Origin of the sequence: Zestomonas carbonaria (genome assembly GCF_904061905.1) — a bacterium.
In the GTDB taxonomy this organism is placed as follows: domain Bacteria; phylum Pseudomonadota; class Gammaproteobacteria; order Pseudomonadales; family Pseudomonadaceae; genus Aquipseudomonas; species Aquipseudomonas carbonaria.
In genome coordinates this window covers 1-16,104 of record NZ_CAJFCI010000059.1, presented here as the reverse complement: position 1 = coordinate 16,104, position 16,104 = coordinate 1, and the positions used below count along the sequence as shown (strand labels likewise).

The window sequence follows — 16,104 nt, the reverse complement described above, 5'->3', positions numbered from 1 at the left end:
CGGCTCACCAACCCTCTCCCCCGGCCCCTCTCCCATGAATGGGAGAGGGGAGTGTCCGAGCTGGCCGGAAACACTGTGCTTTCCCGTGTAGTCACCCCTCTCCCGTTTACGGGAGAGGGGCCGGGGGAGAGGGCTCGGTCCTACCGCGCGCAAGCCCTTCTATATTCACCCGGCGCCACGCCGTAGGCCTGCTTGAACTGGCGGGCCAGGTGGCTCTGGTCGGCGAAGCCGAGCTGGGCGGCGACTTCGATCGGCACGCAGCCGGCCTTGAGCAGCATGCGTGCCTGTTCCAGGCGGCGCTGCTTGAGCCAGGCGTGTGGCGGCAGGCCGGTGGCGCGGCGGAATACGCGGGCGAAGTGGAACGGCGAGAGGTTCACCACGGCGGCCAGTTCCTCCAGCGACGGCGGCTCGGCCAGCCGGCTGGCCAGCAGTTCCCTGGCCCGAGCCACCGCCAGTGGTTCGCTGCCCGGTTGCCGTGGCGTCGGCAGGGCGGCGTGGCGGCGCAGCAGCTCCAGCATGACCTCGCGCCACTGCGTCTGCCGCCGCAGGACCGAGGCGCCAGGGTCCTCCAGCAGGCGATGCAGGTGGCCGAGGGCAGCGGCCAGGTCGGGGTCGGCATGGACGTTGCCACGGAACATCGGCAGGCCGGAATTCGGCAGCTCCAGTTCGCCGAGCAGGGATTCGACCAGGCCGGTGTCCGGGTAGAACACCCGGTAGCGCCAGCCCTGCTCGCTGCCCTTGGAGCCGGTGTGCACCTCGTCGGGGTTCAGCAGCGCGAAGCTGCCCGCCGGCACCAGGTGCTCCTCGCCCCGGTAGCGATAGCGCTCGGCGCCCTCCTCCACCAGGGCGATGACGTAGCCGTCATGCACATGCGGCGCGAAACGGTGCTCGATAAAGCGCGCGGACAGCAGTTCCAGACCGCCGAGATCATCCGCGGCATGGAACCTGGCGTATTCCCGAGCACCCGGCGCGTCCATGCCTCACGCGCTGAAGCGCGCCTCCAGGGTGGCCTTGACCTGCGGCCATTCGCTGTCGGTGATGCTGTACATCACGGTGTCGTCGAGACGGCCGTCGGCCAGCCGGCGATGGTTGCGCAGCACGCCCTCGCGCACCGCGCCGAGTTTCTCGATGGCGCGTTGCGAGCGCAGGTTGCAGGCCGCGGTCTTCAGTTGCACGCGGACCATCCCCCAGTTCTCGAAGGCATGGCGTAGCATCAGGTACTTGATGCTGGTGTTCAGGCCGGTGCCGTGCTGCGAGCGGTCCAGCCAGGTCGCACCGATCTCCGCCGCCGGCAGCACGCTGAGGAAGTCGAAGAAGCGGGTGGTGCCGACCAGTTGGTCGCCCAGGCGGATGGCGAACGGCAGGGCCAGCCCCTCGCGCTGGTCGCTCAGCGCGTTGCGATACCAGTCCGGGCGCAGCGGGCCGTTCAGGTGGATGAGTTCGGCGCGGTTGGCCTCGGCGAGGGTCACCAGTTCGGGAATGTCCGCGTCGAGCATCGGCTCCAGGCGCAGGGCGCCACGCTGCAGCGCGACCGGTTGCGGCTTGAACATGAAAAACGTCCTCTGTGACAACGGCTGTACGGAACAGCCATTCGACGCCGGCGCGAGCGGCATCGTTCCGTGGAACGACGAACCACCGCTCCGTGGCGTTTGCGACCATGGTCGCGACTGACTGGATTGTACTTTGGTGCGACACTGAAAGGTGCCTTCGTTCGGGGCGACCACCGTTTCATCTGGAGTTCGACATGTCGTTGTCTGGCGGGCTGATCGCAACGGTCGCCCTCTGCTATATGGCCATCCTGTTCGCCATCGCCTTCTATGGCGACCGCCGCCGCGCGCCCATGCCGGCGTCGATCCGCGCCTGGGTCTACAGCCTGTCGCTGGCGGTGTACTGCACGAGCTGGACCTTCTTCGGCGCGGTCGGCCAGGCCGCCGGGGAGCTGTGGTCGTTCCTGCCGATCTACCTGGGGCCGATCATCCTGCTGCTGTGCGCCCCCTGGGTGCTGCAGAAGATGATCATGATCAGCAAGCAGGAGAACATCACCTCGATCGCCGACTTCATCGCCGCGCGCTACGGCAAGTCGCAGACGCTGGCGGTGGTGGTGGCGCTGATCTGCCTGGTCGGCGTGCTGCCCTACATCGCCTTGCAGCTCAAGGGCATCGTCCTCGGCGTCAACCTGCTGACCGGCGCCGGCGCCGAGTCCACCGGCACCCGCGCGCAGGACACCGCGCTGATCGTGTCGCTGATCCTGGCGCTGTTCACCATCCTGTTCGGCACCCGCAACCTCGACGTCACCGAACACCACCGCGGCATGGTGCTGGCCATCGCCTTCGAGTCGCTGGTCAAGCTGCTGGCCTTCCTCGCCGTCGGCGCCTACGTCACCTACAGCCTGTTCAACGGTTTCGGCGACCTGTTCGAACAGGCGCGGACCAGCCCGGAACTGGAGGCGTTCTGGCAGGAGACGGTGAACTGGCCGTCGATGCTGGTGCACACCGGACTGGCGATGATGGCCATCATCTGCCTGCCCCGGCAGTTCCACGTCACCGTGGTGGAGAACATCGAGCCCCGCGACCTGCGCATGGCGCGCTGGGTGTTCCCCGCCTACCTGGCGCTGGCCGCGCTGTTCGTGGTGCCCATCGCCCTGGCCGGGCAGATGATCCTGCCGGCCGGGGTGATCCCCGATTCCTTCGTGATCAGCCTGCCGCTGGCCGGGGAACATCCCACCCTGGCCCTGCTGGCCTTCATCGGCGGCGCCTCGGCGGCCACCGGCATGGTGATCGTCGAGGCGGTGGCGCTGTCGACCATGATTTCCAACGACATGCTGCTGCCCTTGCTGCTGCGCCGGAAGAGCGCCGAGCGGCCGTTCGAGCTGTTCCGTCACTGGATGCTCACCGCGCGGCGGGTCAGCATCGTGCTGATCCTGCTGTTCGCCTATGTCAGCTACCGCCTGCTCGGCGACAACGCCAGCCTGGCGACCATCGGGCAGATTTCCTTCGCCGCCGTCACCCAGCTCGCGCCCGCCATGTTCGGCGCCCTGCTGTGGAAACAGGCCAACCGCCGTGGCGTGTTCGCCGGCCTGGCCGCCGGTTCCCTGATGTGGTTCTACACCCTGGTGCTGCCGGTGCTGGCCCGTGGCCTCGGCTGGTCTCTGGACACCTTCCCCGGCCTGGACGCCCTGCTCCACTATCCGATCGGCCTCGAGGTCGAGCCCCTGGTGCGCGGCATCGTGCTGTCGCTGAGCTGCAACTTCCTGCTGTTCTTCTGGGTGTCCTACTTCTCGCGCACGCGGGTTTCCGAACACTGGCAGGCCGGCCGCTTCATCGGCCAGGAACTCGGCCACAAGCCCAGCAGCCGCAGCCTGCTGGCGGTCCAGGTGGAAGACCTGCTGGCGCTGGCCAGCCGCTTCGTCGGCGAGGAGCGCGCGCGGCAGAGCTTCCTACGCTTCGCCTATCGCCTGGGGCGCAGCTTCAACGCCACCCTGCCGGCCAACGGCGAGTGGATCGCCCACACCGAACGCTTGCTGGCCGGCGTGCTCGGCGCCTCCTCCGCGCGGGCGGTGGTGAAGGCGGCCATCGAAGGGCGCGAGATGCAGGTCGAGGATGTGGTGCGCATCGTCGACGAGGCCAGCGAGGTGCTGCAGTTCAACCGCGCCCTGCTGCAAGGCGCGATCGAGAACATCACCCAGGGCATCAGCGTGGCCGACCAGAACCTGCGCCTGGTGGCCTGGAACCGCCGATACCTGGAGCTGTTCGAGTACCCCGAGGGGCTGATCAGCGTCGGCCGGCCGATCGCCGACATCATCCGCTACAACGCCGAACGCGGCCTGTGCGGCCCGGGCGACGTCGAGCAGCACGTCGAGCGGCGCCTGTACTGGATGCGCCAGGGCACCGCGCACACTTCCGAGCGGCTGTTCCCCAACGGCCGGGTGATCGAGCTGATCGGCAATCCCATGCCCGGCGGCGGTTTCGTCATGAGCTTCACCGACATCACCGCGTTCCGCGAGGCCGAACAGGCCCTGAAAGACGCCAACGAGGGCCTCGAGCAACGGGTCGAGGAACGCACCCGCGAGCTCTCCGAACTGAACCAGGAGCTCAGCCAGGCCAAGGCGGTGGCCGAAAGCGCCAACCAGTCGAAGACCCGCTTCCTGGCCGCCGTCAGCCACGACCTGATGCAGCCGCTGAACGCCGCCCGGCTGTTCTCCGCCGCCCTCGCCCACCAGCCGGACACGTTGCCGACCGAGGCCCGCGAACTGGTCAAGAACCTGGACAACGCACTGCACTCGGCCGAGGACCTGATCAGCGACCTGCTGGACATCTCGCGCCTGGAAAACGGCCGGATCACCCCGGAACGCACGCCCTTCCCGCTCAACGAGCTGTTCGACGCGCTCGGCGCCGAGTTCCGGGCGATCGCCCAGGAACAGGGGGTCAACTTCCGCATGCACTGCACCCAACTGCGGGTGGACAGCGACATCAAGCTGCTGCGCCGCATCCTGCAGAACTTCCTGACCAACGCCTTCCGCTACGCCCAGGGCGACGTGCTGCTCGGCGTGCGCCGCGTCGCCGGCGGCCTGCGCCTGGAAGTGTGGGACCGTGGCCCGGGGATTCCCGAGGACAAGCGCAAGGTGATCTTCGAGGAATTCAAGCGCCTGGACAGCCACCAGACCCGCGCCGAGAAAGGGCTGGGCCTCGGCCTGGCGATCGCCGACGGCCTCTGCCGGGTGCTGGGCCACCCGCTGGAAGTACGCTCCTGGCCGGGCAAGGGCAGCGTGTTCAGCGTCCAGGTACCGCTCGCCAAGACGCCCGCACCGGCGCTCAAGCCGGTCGTCAACGAGGTCAACGGCGCGGCCCTGAGCGGCACCCAGGTGCTGTGCATCGACAACGAGGACAGCATCCTCGCCGGCATGCACAGCCTGCTGTCGCGCTGGGGCTGCCAGGTGTGGACGGCGCGCAACCGCTTGGAGTGCGAGCACCTGCTCGACGAGGAAGTGCGCCCGCAGGTGGCGCTGGTCGACTACCACCTCGACGAGGGCGAGACCGGCACCGAACTGATGGCCTGGCTGCGCGCCCGGCTCGGCGAACCGGTGCCAGGCGTGGTGATCAGCGCCGACGGCCGCCCCGAGCTGATCGCCCAGGTCCACGCCGCCGGCCTCGACTACCTGTCCAAGCCGGTCAAGCCCGCCGCACTGCGCGCCCTGCTCAGCCGGCATCTGCCGCTGCGGTAGGGTGGGCTTCAGCCCACCAACCCGGCCCCGGGTTTCGCTCGCTGGGTTGAAGTGGAAGTGGGTGGGCTGTTTTCTGGATTCCCGCGAACGCGGGAACCCAATAAACCCAACACCGCAGGCCACAGCCCCGCCCGGCCACCCAGGCACCCACACGCCGCGTAACCCATCGATGAACCGCCACCGCTCCCCGCGAAATCCCCCTGACCTGCATCAACCCCCACACCGAAATCGCCGGTCTAGACTGCTGGCATTCCCGCCCAAGGACGCACCATGCAACTAGAGGACCTTCTGCTCGACTTCGCCATCGCCCTGGCCGCCGGCCTGCTGATCGGCGCCGAACGCGGCTGGCGCGAGCGCGACAAGGATGAACGGCTGGTCGCCGGCATCCGCTCCTTCGGCCTCGTCGGCCTGCTCGGCGGCTTCGCCACGTTGCTCGGCAGCCTGCACGGGGTCGCCGTCTGGGCAGTGATCTTCGCCGGCCTCGCCCTGCTGGTGGTCGCCTCCTACCTCAGCGAGCTGCGCCGCGACGGCGACCCCGGCATCACCAGCGAACTGGCCTTGCTGATCACCTTCCTGCTCGGCAGCCTGGCGATCGGCGAGCACACCAGCCTGGCCGCCGCCGGCGCCGTGGTGGTGGCGCTGCTGCTCAGCCTCAAGGAATTCCTGCACCGTGGCCTGGCCAACCTCAGCGAGGCGGAGCTGTCCGGCGCGCTGAAGCTGCTGTTCATCTCGGTGGTGCTGCTGCCGGTGCTGCCGAACCAGGGCTATGGCCCCTGGCAGGTGTTCAACCCCTACATCACCTGGTGGATGGTGGTGCTGATCGCCGGCCTGGGCTTCGCCGCCTACGTCGCCATCCGCCTGGTCGGCACCCAGCGCGGGCTACTGATCACCGCCCTGCTCGGCGGCATCGTCTCGTCCACGGCGATGACCCTGACCCTCGCCCGCCTGCACGAGCGGCGCGGCCTGGAACCGCTGCTGGCGGCCGGCCTGCTGGCCACCTCGGCGCTGATGTTCCCCCGTGTGCTGCTCGAAGCCGGCGTGCTCAATCCGGCATTGCTCGGCGCGCTGGCCTGGCCGCTGGGGGGCGCCGCGCTGGTGTATGCCGGCGGCGCCCTGATGTACTGGCGACAGGCCCACGCCGACGAAACCCCGGACACCGAGGCGCCGCTGAAGAACCCCTTCGAGCTGGTCCCGGCGCTGCGCTTCGCGCTGCTGCTGGCGCTGATCCTGTTCCTGGTCGAGGCCGCCCGCCGGCACCTGGGCGATGCCGGCGTCTACCTGGTGTCGCTGCTCTCCGGGCTCACCGACGTCGACGCCATCACCCTGTCGCTGGCGAGCCGCGCGGGCGGCGACCTGACCATTCCGGTGGCAACCCATGGCATCTTCCTCGCCGTGCTCAGCAACAGCCTGGTGAAAGCCGTGCTGATCGCCCTGGTCGGCGGCCGGGGCCTGGCACTGCGTACCCTGCCATTCATCGGTGGCGGCCTGCTGGTCGGCCTGGCAATAATGGCACTGCGCTAGCATAGGATTCTTTTCGAAACCACCAGGTGGTATTCGCTATCCAAACAGGCGACGGCACTCGTGGTCGCCACACCCAGGAGTTGTCACGATGAATCATGCCAGTGGACCGGCCCTGGAGCCGGTCCACCTTCCCGAACGCCCTGCCGACGATTACCTCGCCGAGCGCGTCGCCACCCTGTTCTCCACCAGCCCCGCGACCGCCATCGGCAACGTCTTTTCCGGCTCCATGGTGTTCGGCGTCTACTACGCCAGCGCGCCGCTGTCGGGGCTGAGCCTGTGGCTCGCCTGCCTGGTGCTGCTGATGCTGGTGCGCCTGGGCCTGGTGCGTGCCTACCGGCGCGACCCGCAGCGCGTGAAGCCGCTGACCTGGGCGCGCCTGACCATGTGCCAGTGCGCCGCGGTCGGCCTGGCCTGGGGCATCGGCGCGATCTGGCTGATGAGCTACGGCACGCCCTACGAGGACGTGATCTACGGCTGCATCGCCCTGGCCTCGGTAATGGTGGCGATGAGCAACGTCTCCTACTGGCCGGCGCACCTGGCCTTCCATGTGCCGATGTTCTTCTTCCTCGGCATCGCCTACGGCCGCGATCCGGAACCGCAGGCCACGTTCCTGGCGATCTGCGCCTGGGTGGTCTGCCCGTTCATCGCCGAGATGGGCCGGCGCCTGCAGATCCGCTTCAATGCCGCCCTGAAGCTGGCCTGGGAAAACCAGGTGCTGGCCCACAAGTACGCCCTGGCCAACCAGGAGCTGGCGGTGCTCAGCCGCACCGACGACCTGACCCGCATCGCCAACAAGCGCCACCTCGACGAAACCCTCGAACGCGAATGGCACCGCTGCGCGCGCCAGGGCGAGCCGCTGGGCGTGCTGATGCTGGATATCGACCACTTCAAGCTCTACAACGACAGCTACGGCCACCTCGCCGGCGACGCCTGCATCCGCCAGGTGGCCGAGGCGATGCGCGCCAGCGTGCGCGAACACGTGGACTTTGCCGCGCGCTTCGGCGGCGAGGAATTCACCGTGGTGATGCCCGGCGCCGACCTCGCCACCGCCTGCGCCATCGCCGAACGCATCCGCGCCACCGTCGAAGCGCTGCACCTGCCCCATGGCGGCGCCGAGCGCGGCTATCTCACCGTCAGCATCGGCGTCGCCTCCAGCGAACAGGGCCATGCGAACAGCGAGGAAGCGCTGGTCGGCAACGCCGACGTGGCCCTGTACGAGGCCAAGCGCAGCGGGCGGAACCGGGTGGAGGCGTTCACCCCGCACCCCGTGCAGGCGTAGCGTTCCGCTTCAGTCCGGCAACGGAAGCGGAATCAGGACTTGAGGAACCCCTTGAGCAGATCGCCGACCCGCTCGCCGAGCTCCTGGTTGGCCGATAGTTGCAGGCCGCGCGCCAGCTCGCTGTCGACCACCTGCTCGACCAGCGGGCGCAGTTGCAGCAATTGCTGGTTGAGGCCCTGCAACTCGTCGACATGCGGCAGGCTGGCGGTCAGCAGCGGGTTGACCAGATGCTGGACGATCATCCGCACGATGCCATCGGCCACCGGTTGCAGGTTCTCGCGGATCGAGACGAACAGTTCGAGCAGTTCCGACAGCGGGATGCCGGCGCGGAAGAGCTGCACCCCGGCGGCGAACACCCGTGGGTTGAGCACCTTCAGGTGGTCGCCGGCGAACTCCACCAGGCCGAGCTGCTGGGCCAGGTCGAGGTTGTCGTCGGTCAGCGCCTCGCCGAACAGCGCCTGCAATTCGTCGAACTCCAGGCGGGTCGGCTCCACCCGGTTCCAGGCCCCGACGATGGCGTCCTCGAGCCCCAGCACATGGGCCAGGCCCTGCCCCTGCTGCCAGGCGTCGAGCAGTTCGCGGATGCTGGCGATGCTGTAGCCGCGCTCCAGCAACTGGCCGATCAGGCGCAAGCGCGCCAGGTGGCCGTCGTTGTACACCCCGACCCGACCGCGCTTCTCCGGCGGCGGCAGCAGGCCGCGATCCTGGTAGGCGCGCAGATTGCGCACCGTGGTACCGGCCGCGCTGGCCAGTTCATCGACGCTGTACTCGGTGGAAGATGCCGGCTCCGCCACGGACGGGCGGGCCAACAGGCGCTGGAGGAAGGTTCGGTCGCTCATGGCCGGATCATAGCCGCCAGGCCGAACCGGCAACAACACCGGTGGGTAAGGCGGTAACAGTCGCCGAGCGCGACATCCGCGCGACTCGCCATTGGATAAGTGTCGCGCGAGCGACGATTTCGCCATCGTTCGATGTAACGATTGACTGGAGATCGTCCATGCCCGCCACCCATCCATTCCCCGCCTCGTCCGAGGTGAACGCATGAACGCGCCGCTTCGCATCGAGCCGGAAAAACTCCGCGTCCAGGGCGACGGCGTCGAACTGGCCGCCTACCGCTGGGGCAACGCCGCCGGCCCGACCCTGCTGCTGGTGCACGGCTACCCGGACAACCACGAAGTCTGGCTGCCGCTGGTCCAGCTCCTGGCCGCCGACTTCCAGATCATCGCCTACGACGTGCGCGGCTTCGGCGCCTCGCAGATCCCGCGCAAGACCCGCGACTACCGCCTGGCGTTGCTGGCCAACGACCTGGAGGCGGTGATCAAGGCGCTCAGCCCGGACCAGCCAGTGCACCTGGTGGCCCACGACTGGGGCTCGATCCAGGCCTGGGAGGCGGTCACCGAACCACGCATCCAGCCACTGCTGGCCTCCTACACCAGCATCTCCGGCCCATGCCTCGACCACGTCGGCCACTGGATGCACGCGCGCCTGGCCGAGCGGCGCCTGGGCTCGCTGTTCAAGGTGATCGGCCAGTTGCTCAGCTCCTGGTACATCGCCTTCTTCCACACCCCCTGGCTGCCGGAACTGCTCTGGCGCAACGGCCTTGGCCGCCTCTGGCCGACCCTGCTGGAACGCCTCGAAGGCGTGCGCGAGGCGCAGCCCAGCAGCACCCAGGTCTCCGACGGCCAGCACGGCGTGAAGCTCTACCGCGCCAACTTCATCGGCACCCTGTTCAAGCCGCGCGAGCGCCGCACCCCGGTGCCGGTGCAACTGATCGTGCCCACCCGCGACCGCTACGTGCGCCCGCAACTGTTCGAACACCTTCCGCACTGGGCACCAAGCCTGTCGCGCCGCGAGGTGCGCGCCGGACACTGGCAACTGCTGGCCGAGCCGCAGCAACTGGCGCTGTGGCTGCGCGAGTTCGTCGAACAGCAACCCACGACCGGCCGACAAGGAGCCCCGGCATGACCGCGCCGCATCATCGCCTGGAACAGCGCAAGGTACGCTTCGACTTCTCCGCCACACCGCTGCACTGGGTGCCGGACGAGCCCGAGGTGTCGCACGTGATGAACACCCTGCACATCCTTCTGCCGGCCGGCGAGTTCTGGTTCTGCCGTGTCTACAACAAGGCCGTGCCGCTGATCACCGACCCGCTCCTGCTGGACGACGTGCGCGGCTTCATCAAGCAGGAAGCCCAACACGCCCGCGCCCACGACAGCGCCCTGGAACCCTATCTGTACCGCCACGGCATCGACCCGTCGAAGTTCCTGCGCGGCGTCCGCTGGCTGTTCGACAAGGTGCTGTGCGATCACCCACTCGGCGACAACGCGCTCAGCCGCCGCCTGCAACGCTGGTGGCTGGTACAGCGCGTCGGCCTGATCGCCGCCGTCGAGCATTTCACCTGCGTGCTCGGCGACTGGGTGATCACCACCGACAAGCTCGACCACGCCAACCCGGTGATGCTCGACCTGATGCGCTGGCACGGCGCCGAGGAAGTCGAACACCGCTGCGTCGCCCACGACCTTCACGTGCACCTGGGCGGCAGCATCGTGATGCGCTGGTTCTACATGGTGGTGGCGACGCTGGCGCTGACCTACCTGTTCCACGCCGGCTCCCGGCTGATGATGCGCCAGGACCCGGCGATCAAGCGCGTACGCGGCTTCCTGCCGCTATGGCGGGAACTGGGCCGGCGCGGCGTACTACCCCGCATGGGCGCCATCGGCCGCGCCGTGGGACGTTACTTCCTGCCCGGCTACCACCCCCGCACCGAAAGCGATACCAGCCTGGCACTGGCCTACCTCGCCAGCTCGCCGGCAGCGCAGCGGGCAGCCGAGGAGGCCCGCACGGGGATATGAGGTTCGGGGCCGCCCCTACATCCGGTCCACCTGGAGTCCGCAGGATGGGTGACAACCCATCGCTTCCCGGTGATGGGTTTCACCCATCCTACGACCTGGCCCTTCCGTAGGCGGAGGAGTGAAATCCGGCTCGTAGGAGCGCGCCATGCGCGCGATTCGCGGCCATGGGCCGCTCCTACATTCCCGGTCCACCTGGAGTCCGTAGGATGGGTGACAACCCATCGCTTCCCGGTGATGGGTTCCACCCATCCTGCGACCTGGCCCTTCCGTAGGCGGAGGAGTGAAATCCGGCTCGTAGGAGCGCGCCATGCGCGCGATTCGCGGCCATGGGCCGCTCCTACATTCCCGGCCCACCTGGAGTCCGTAGCACACCCTGCAAGAGGGTCTTCGTCCAGCCTTCCAGCCTCCAGCGCTTCTATCGGCTCTTCCGCTTTTACCAGCCCAGCACTTCCTTGAGGAACGGGATGGTCAGCTTGCGCTGGGCCTGTAGCGAAGCCTGGTCTAGGCGGTCGAGAAGTTCGAACAGCGCGCTCATGCTGCGCGCGCCACGGGTGAGGATGAAGCGGCCGACTTCGTCGGTCAGGTGCAGGCCACGGCGTGAAGCACGCAATTGCAGGGCACGCAGCTTGTCCTCGTCGGACAGCGGCTGCAACTGGAACACCAGCGTCAGGCTCAGCCGCGATTGCAGGTCCGGCAGGCACACGCCCAGTTCGCGCGGCGCGGCGGAGGCCGCCAGCAGCAGGCGCCGGCCGCTGTCGCGCAGGCGGTTGAACAGGTGGAACAGCGCCTCTTCCCAATCGTCCCGCCCGGCCACCGCGTCCAGGTCGTCCAGGCAAACCAGTTCGCACTGCTCGAGGTTGTCCAGCAGCTCCGGGCCGTAGTCGGCCACCTCGGCCAACGGCAGGTAGACCGCCTGCTCGCCACGCTGCTCGAAACGCAGGCAGGCCGCCTGCAACAGGTGGCTGCGACCGACGCCCTCCGCGCCCCACAGATAGATCAGGCTTTCCGTCCAACCCGCATCGGCCTCGCAGAGGCGCTCGACATAACCGAGCGCGGCAGCGTTGGCACCGGGATAGTAGTTGGCGAAGGTGGCGTCGTCGCGCAGGCGCACGCCCAAGGGCAGTTGGATAGGTTTCATGCCGGGCCGGGCGACGTCAAAACGCCGCCGTTTAGTTCACGAAGGAAAGAAAGTGTATAGAAATCAGGACCATGGCGCAGCATTTCAACGATGCGCCACGATCTGGGGAAGATCACCAGCGGAAATACAGCGTATCGCCGCGCGGCACCACGCGGGGCGCCTGCTCCTGCGGCACGCCTTCGACCGGCTCCGCCGCCTCTTCCGGCGCGGCGGCCTGGGGTGCTGGCACCTCCTGCAGGTGGGCCAGGGAAAGCTGGGCGCGCAGTTGTTCGGCGCTGGCGCTCACCTGGTAGGTCAGGCGGTCGCCCTCCACCAGGCGCAGGCGTGCACCGAACGGCTCGAGCAGGCGGTTCAGCTCGGCGTAACGGGCCAGGTCGGCGCCCTGCACTTCCAGGGTCAGGCTGCCGGACGACGAGCCCGGAGCCGCGGCGAAACGGGGCGCCAGGCGCTCGCCGACCGCCAGCATCACCGCATCGGCCAGGCTGTTCGCATCGCTCCCCTTGGCCGTGCCCTGCTCGCGGCTGTCGCCCAGCCACAAGCGCCATTGCGCCTGCCATTGCCCATCTTCCTCGCGGGCATCCACCGCCAGCAGCGCATCCGCGTCATAACGCTCGGACGCCTCCTGCAATGCATCCGGCTGTCCGGCGGAAATGTTTTCGGCCGTCCCGACCAGTTGCTCGCTGAGGTCGGCCAGCGGCAAGCGCAGCGGCAGGCCGCGATGCTGGGCGGCGCGCTGCAGCGGCTCGGCGCTGGGCTGGGCGTCGCCGACCAGGTTGCTGCCTTCGCTGGAACTGTTCAGCCACCAGGCGAGGATCGCCGGACGGTTGGCGCCCCACAGCGGCAAGCCGGCCTGGCGCAGGCTGCGCTCGGTGCTCACGGGATCGAAGTCCACCACCAGGTCCTGCCCTTCGTAGCCATACTGGCTGACCACCTGCTGCGGGTCCTGGCGCACAGCCGCCAGGGCCTGGGACCGGGCGGCCTTCGCATCGCCGGTCAGGCGCTGCACCAGGGTCTCGAAGGCGCGGCCCAGGGCCGCATCGCGCTCCTCCGGCGTCTGGCTGGCGACCGGCTCGCGCACCTGGTACAGATCGGCCACCATCGCCGCGAAGGAAGGCACGCTGAACAGGGCCAGACACAGGACAAACAGGCGGGCAAGGACGCGCATGGGGCTCTCGCAGGGCTCGAGGAGGAAAGGGCTATACCTTAAACAGGCGCCCCCGGGCGGGCAACCGCCGCGTTTCATCGCCGCCGACGATACGGCTGCCGGCCCGATGGCCGCTGACCGGTAAGCCTGATAAAATCGCGCGCCTTCGCGGACCGGCAAGCGGTCGCCCTCCCAGAACTCCCTCAAAGGCCTGAATTCCATGAGCAAGCAACCCTCCATCAGCTACAAGGACGCCGGTGTCGACATCGACGCGGGCGAAGCCCTGGTCGAACGCATCAAGGGCGTGGCCAAGCGCACCGCACGTCCGGAAGTCATGGGAGGGCTGGGCGGCTTCGGCGCGCTCTGCGAGATTCCGGCCGGCTACAAGCAGCCGGTGCTGGTCTCCGGCACCGACGGCGTCGGCACCAAGCTGCGCCTGGCGCTGAACCTGAACAAGCACGACAGCATCGGCCAGGACCTGGTGGCCATGTGCGTCAACGACCTGGTGGTCTGTGGCGCCGAGCCGCTGTTCTTCCTCGACTATTACGCCACCGGCAAACTCAACGTCGACGTCGCCGCCACCGTGGTGACCGGCATCGGCGCCGGCTGCGAACTGGCCGGCTGCTCGCTGGTCGGCGGCGAGACCGCCGAGATGCCCGGCATGTACGAGGGCGAGGACTACGACCTGGCCGGCTTCTGCGTCGGCGTGGTGGAGAAGAGCGAGATCATCGACGGCTCCCGGGTGGTCACCGGCGACGCACTGATCGCCCTGCCCTCCTCCGGCCCGCACTCCAACGGCTACTCGCTGATCCGCAAGATCCTCGAAGTATCCGGCACCGACATCGGGAACACCCAGCTCGACGGCAAGCCGCTGGCCGACCTGCTGATGGCGCCGACGCGCATCTACGTCAAGCCGCTGCTCAAGCTGATCAAGGACACCGGCGCGGTGAAGGCCATGGCCCACATCACCGGCGGCGGTCTGCTCGACAACATCCCGCGCGTGCTGCCGGAAGGCGCCCAGGCCATCATCGACGTCGCGAGCTGGACCCGTCCGGCGGTGTTCGACTGGCTGCAGGAAAAAGGCAACGTCGACGAGCACGAGATGCACCGCGTGCTGAACTGCGGCGTCGGCATGGTCATCTGCGTGGCCCAGGACAAGGTCGAGCAGGCCCTGAACCTCCTGCGCGAAGCCGGCGAGCAGCCCTGGGTGATCGGTCGCATCGCCGCTGCGGCGGAAGGTGCCGAGCGCGTGGTCCTCGACAACCTCAAGGCCCACTGATGTCCGCACCCTGCAATGTGGTGGTGCTGATCTCGGGCTCCGGCAGCAACCTGCAAGCCCTGATCGACGACCTGCGCGCCGGCGACACGCCGGCGCGCATCCAGGCGGTGATTTCCAACCGCGCCGATGCCTACGGCCTCGAGCGCGCCAGGGCGGCGGGCATCCCGGCCGAAGTGCTCGACCACAAGGCGTTCGATGGCCGCGAAGCGTTCGACGCCGCGCTGATCGAACGGATCGACGGCTACCGCCCCGACCTGGTGGTGCTGGCCGGCTTCATGCGCATCCTCACTCCCACGTTCGTCCGCCACTACCAGGGCCGCCTGCTCAACATCCACCCCTCGCTGCTGCCCAGGTACAAGGGCCTGCACACCCACCAGCGCGCGCTGGAGGCCGGCGACGCCGAGCACGGCTGCAGCGTGCACTTCGTTACCGAGGAACTCGATGGCGGCCCCCTGGTCGTACAGGCAGTGATCCCGGTGCAGGCGGACGACACGCCTGAAAGCCTGGCCAAGCGCGTGCACGTGCAGGAGCACCGCATTTACCCCCTGGCAGTGCGCTGGTTCGCCGCAAGGCGCTTGCAACTCGGCGAGCGGGGCGCAATGCTGGATGGCCAGCCCCTGCCGGCCACCGGCCATCTGATTCGGACCTAGGAGACTCTATGCTGCGCGTTCTGTTGTTCGCCCTTGCCGCACTCGTCCTGCCGGCACAGGCCCTGGAACTAAAGCCGTTCTCGGTCAGCTACACCGCTGACTGGAAGCAGTTGCCGGTCGGCGGCAGCGCCACCCGCAGCCTCAAGGCCGAAAGCGACGGCCGCTGGACCCTCGACTTCGAGGCCTCCATGCTGGTCGCCGGCCTCAGCGAGCAGAGCACCTTCCGCCTCGACAACGACAGTTTCCTGCCGCAGACCTATCGCTTCAAGCGCAGCGGCCTCGGCAAGAGCAAGCAGGTGGAACTGGACTTCGACTGGACCGCCAAGCAAGTGATCGGCAGCGACCGCGGCAACCAGGTGCGGGTACCGCTGAACCGTGGCCTGCAGGACAAGTCGACCTACCAGATCGTGCTGCAGCATGACGTGGCTGCCGGCAAGAAGAGCATGAGCTACCAGGTGATCGACGGCGACGAAGTGGAGACCTACGACTTTCGCGTGCTCGGCGAGGAAGTGGTGGAAACCAAGGCCGGCCTGATCGACGCGATCAAGGTCGAGCGCGTACGCGACCCGACCCAGAGCAACCGCAAGACCGTGCTGTGGTTCGCCAAGGACTGGGACTACCTGCTGGTACGCCTGCAACAGGTGGAGAAGGACGGCAAGGAATACCAGATCATGTTGCAGGAAGGCACGGTGGGCGACCGGGAGGTCAAGGGCAGATCGTGACCTGAACCCACCTCGATACTTGAAAGCCGGGCATCTGCCCGGCTTTTTATTGCCCGTTTACCAGACATTTACACATCGTGACTATTCTCTGCCGAGGCAAAGGATGGCATCATGCCATCCTGCATCTGCGGCAACATTTCAATAAGAAAGTTCTCATTCTTCCGAATTTATTTTTCGGAAAGCCTAGCCTGATCACGCAAAGGACACCAGCATGGGCCGCTATGTCGGCATCGCCATGAGCTACCCCGCCGGCGTGCAAGGCCCCGAAGCCCTGAACGGCCTCGTCGATTACGTCATC

Annotated in this window: 14 protein-coding genes; 8 read left to right on the top strand and 6 right to left on the bottom strand. The window is 67.9% G+C overall.

Annotated elements, in window-relative coordinates; genetic code table 11:
• Positions 1-140 precede the first annotated feature (140 nt).
• Both PSEWESI4_RS14955 and PSEWESI4_RS14950 read right to left on the bottom strand, forming a co-directional pair.
• Complete coding sequence (locus tag PSEWESI4_RS14955) at positions 141-977, bottom strand: AraC family transcriptional regulator (protein ID WP_187672010.1); 837 nt, start codon at positions 975-977, stop codon at positions 141-143.
• Positions 978-980: 3 nt separating this feature from the next.
• Positions 981-1,550: a GNAT family N-acetyltransferase gene (locus PSEWESI4_RS14950; protein WP_187672009.1), complete on the bottom strand. Its 570-nt coding sequence runs from the start codon at positions 1,548-1,550 to the stop codon at positions 981-983.
• A gap of 194 nt (positions 1,551-1,744) precedes the next feature.
• Between PSEWESI4_RS14950 and PSEWESI4_RS14945 the strand changes: the two genes are divergently transcribed.
• The 3 genes from PSEWESI4_RS14945 to PSEWESI4_RS14935 all read left to right on the top strand — a co-directional run bounded on the left by PSEWESI4_RS14945 (position 1,745) and on the right by PSEWESI4_RS14935 (position 8,021).
• Positions 1,745-5,221, top strand: a complete 3,477-nt coding sequence (locus PSEWESI4_RS14945) for a hybrid sensor histidine kinase/response regulator (protein WP_187672008.1) — start codon at positions 1,745-1,747, stop codon at positions 5,219-5,221.
• Positions 5,222-5,491: 270 nt separating this feature from the next.
• Positions 5,492-6,742, top strand: coding sequence for an MgtC/SapB family protein (locus tag PSEWESI4_RS14940; RefSeq protein ID WP_187672007.1), 1,251 nt, complete (start codon positions 5,492-5,494; stop codon positions 6,740-6,742).
• A gap of 88 nt (positions 6,743-6,830) precedes the next feature.
• Complete coding sequence (locus PSEWESI4_RS14935) at positions 6,831-8,021, top strand: GGDEF domain-containing protein (RefSeq protein WP_187672006.1); 1,191 nt, start codon at positions 6,831-6,833, stop codon at positions 8,019-8,021.
• Positions 8,022-8,053: 32 nt separating this feature from the next.
• On the opposite strand, the gene PSEWESI4_RS14930 is transcribed toward PSEWESI4_RS14935, so the two are convergent.
• Positions 8,054-8,860, bottom strand: a complete 807-nt coding sequence (locus tag PSEWESI4_RS14930) for a MerR family transcriptional regulator (protein WP_187672005.1) — start codon at positions 8,858-8,860, stop codon at positions 8,054-8,056.
• Positions 8,861-9,062: 202 nt separating this feature from the next.
• Between PSEWESI4_RS14930 and PSEWESI4_RS14925 the strand changes: the two genes are divergently transcribed.
• Positions 9,063-9,986, top strand: coding sequence for an alpha/beta fold hydrolase (locus PSEWESI4_RS14925; protein ID WP_187672004.1), 924 nt, complete (start codon positions 9,063-9,065; stop codon positions 9,984-9,986).
• Positions 9,983-10,873, top strand: coding sequence for a metal-dependent hydrolase (locus tag PSEWESI4_RS14920; RefSeq protein WP_187672003.1), 891 nt, complete (start codon positions 9,983-9,985; stop codon positions 10,871-10,873). Before PSEWESI4_RS14925 ends, PSEWESI4_RS14920 begins: the two co-directional genes overlap by 4 nt.
• A 433-nt stretch (positions 10,874-11,306) precedes the next feature.
• Here the strand turns inward: PSEWESI4_RS14920 and hda are convergent, their stop codons facing one another.
• Positions 11,307-12,011, bottom strand: coding sequence for a DnaA regulatory inactivator Hda (hda, locus tag PSEWESI4_RS14915; RefSeq protein WP_187672002.1), 705 nt, complete (start codon positions 12,009-12,011; stop codon positions 11,307-11,309).
• A 112-nt stretch (positions 12,012-12,123) separates the two neighbouring features.
• Positions 12,124-13,176 (bottom strand): DUF2066 domain-containing protein, encoded by a 1,053-nt coding sequence (locus PSEWESI4_RS14910; RefSeq protein ID WP_187672001.1) that lies wholly within the window; start codon positions 13,174-13,176, stop codon positions 12,124-12,126.
• Positions 13,177-13,375: 199 nt separating this feature from the next.
• Between PSEWESI4_RS14910 and purM the strand changes: the two genes are divergently transcribed.
• Genes purM through PSEWESI4_RS14895 form a run of 3 tightly spaced genes read left to right on the top strand, consistent with a single transcriptional unit; the run spans position 13,376 to position 15,806 of the window.
• Positions 13,376-14,434: a phosphoribosylformylglycinamidine cyclo-ligase gene (purM, locus tag PSEWESI4_RS14905; protein WP_187672000.1), complete on the top strand. Its 1,059-nt coding sequence runs from the start codon at positions 13,376-13,378 to the stop codon at positions 14,432-14,434.
• Positions 14,434-15,084: a phosphoribosylglycinamide formyltransferase gene (gene purN / locus PSEWESI4_RS14900; protein WP_187671999.1), complete on the top strand. Its 651-nt coding sequence runs from the start codon at positions 14,434-14,436 to the stop codon at positions 15,082-15,084. The genes purM and purN overlap by 1 nt, the downstream gene beginning before the upstream one ends.
• 8 nt (positions 15,085-15,092) lie before the next feature.
• Positions 15,093-15,806, top strand: a complete 714-nt coding sequence (locus tag PSEWESI4_RS14895) for a DUF3108 domain-containing protein (protein WP_187671998.1) — start codon at positions 15,093-15,095, stop codon at positions 15,804-15,806.
• Positions 15,807-15,915: 109 nt separating this feature from the next.
• On the opposite strand, the gene PSEWESI4_RS25065 is transcribed toward PSEWESI4_RS14895, so the two are convergent.
• A partial coding sequence (locus PSEWESI4_RS25065) for a hypothetical protein (protein ID WP_210768857.1) occupies positions 15,916-16,104 on the bottom strand: 189 nt, incomplete at its 5' end.

Excerpts from the sequence above, each read along its gene's own strand:
- purN (WP_187671999.1), top strand. The coding sequence starts at position 14,434 with ATGTCCGCACCCTGCAATGTGGTGGTGCTGATCTCGGGCTCCGGCAGC.
- PSEWESI4_RS14925 (WP_187672004.1), top strand. The coding sequence starts at position 9,063 with ATGAACGCGCCGCTTCGCATCGAGCCGGAAAAACTCCGCGTCCAGGGC.
- purM (WP_187672000.1), top strand. The coding sequence starts at position 13,376 with ATGAGCAAGCAACCCTCCATCAGCTACAAGGACGCCGGTGTCGACATC.
- PSEWESI4_RS14910 (WP_187672001.1), bottom strand. The coding sequence starts at position 13,176 with ATGCGCGTCCTTGCCCGCCTGTTTGTCCTGTGTCTGGCCCTGTTCAGC.
- PSEWESI4_RS14935 (WP_187672006.1), top strand. The coding sequence starts at position 6,831 with ATGAATCATGCCAGTGGACCGGCCCTGGAGCCGGTCCACCTTCCCGAA.
- PSEWESI4_RS14950 (WP_187672009.1), bottom strand. The coding sequence starts at position 1,550 with ATGTTCAAGCCGCAACCGGTCGCGCTGCAGCGTGGCGCCCTGCGCCTG.
- PSEWESI4_RS14940 (WP_187672007.1), top strand. The coding sequence starts at position 5,492 with ATGCAACTAGAGGACCTTCTGCTCGACTTCGCCATCGCCCTGGCCGCC.
- PSEWESI4_RS14930 (WP_187672005.1), bottom strand. The coding sequence starts at position 8,860 with ATGAGCGACCGAACCTTCCTCCAGCGCCTGTTGGCCCGCCCGTCCGTG.
- hda (WP_187672002.1), bottom strand. The coding sequence starts at position 12,011 with ATGAAACCTATCCAACTGCCCTTGGGCGTGCGCCTGCGCGACGACGCC.
- PSEWESI4_RS14920 (WP_187672003.1), top strand. The coding sequence starts at position 9,983 with ATGACCGCGCCGCATCATCGCCTGGAACAGCGCAAGGTACGCTTCGAC.
- PSEWESI4_RS14955 (WP_187672010.1), bottom strand. The coding sequence starts at position 977 with ATGGACGCGCCGGGTGCTCGGGAATACGCCAGGTTCCATGCCGCGGAT.
- PSEWESI4_RS14895 (WP_187671998.1), top strand. The coding sequence starts at position 15,093 with ATGCTGCGCGTTCTGTTGTTCGCCCTTGCCGCACTCGTCCTGCCGGCA.
- PSEWESI4_RS14945 (WP_187672008.1), top strand. The coding sequence starts at position 1,745 with ATGTCGTTGTCTGGCGGGCTGATCGCAACGGTCGCCCTCTGCTATATG.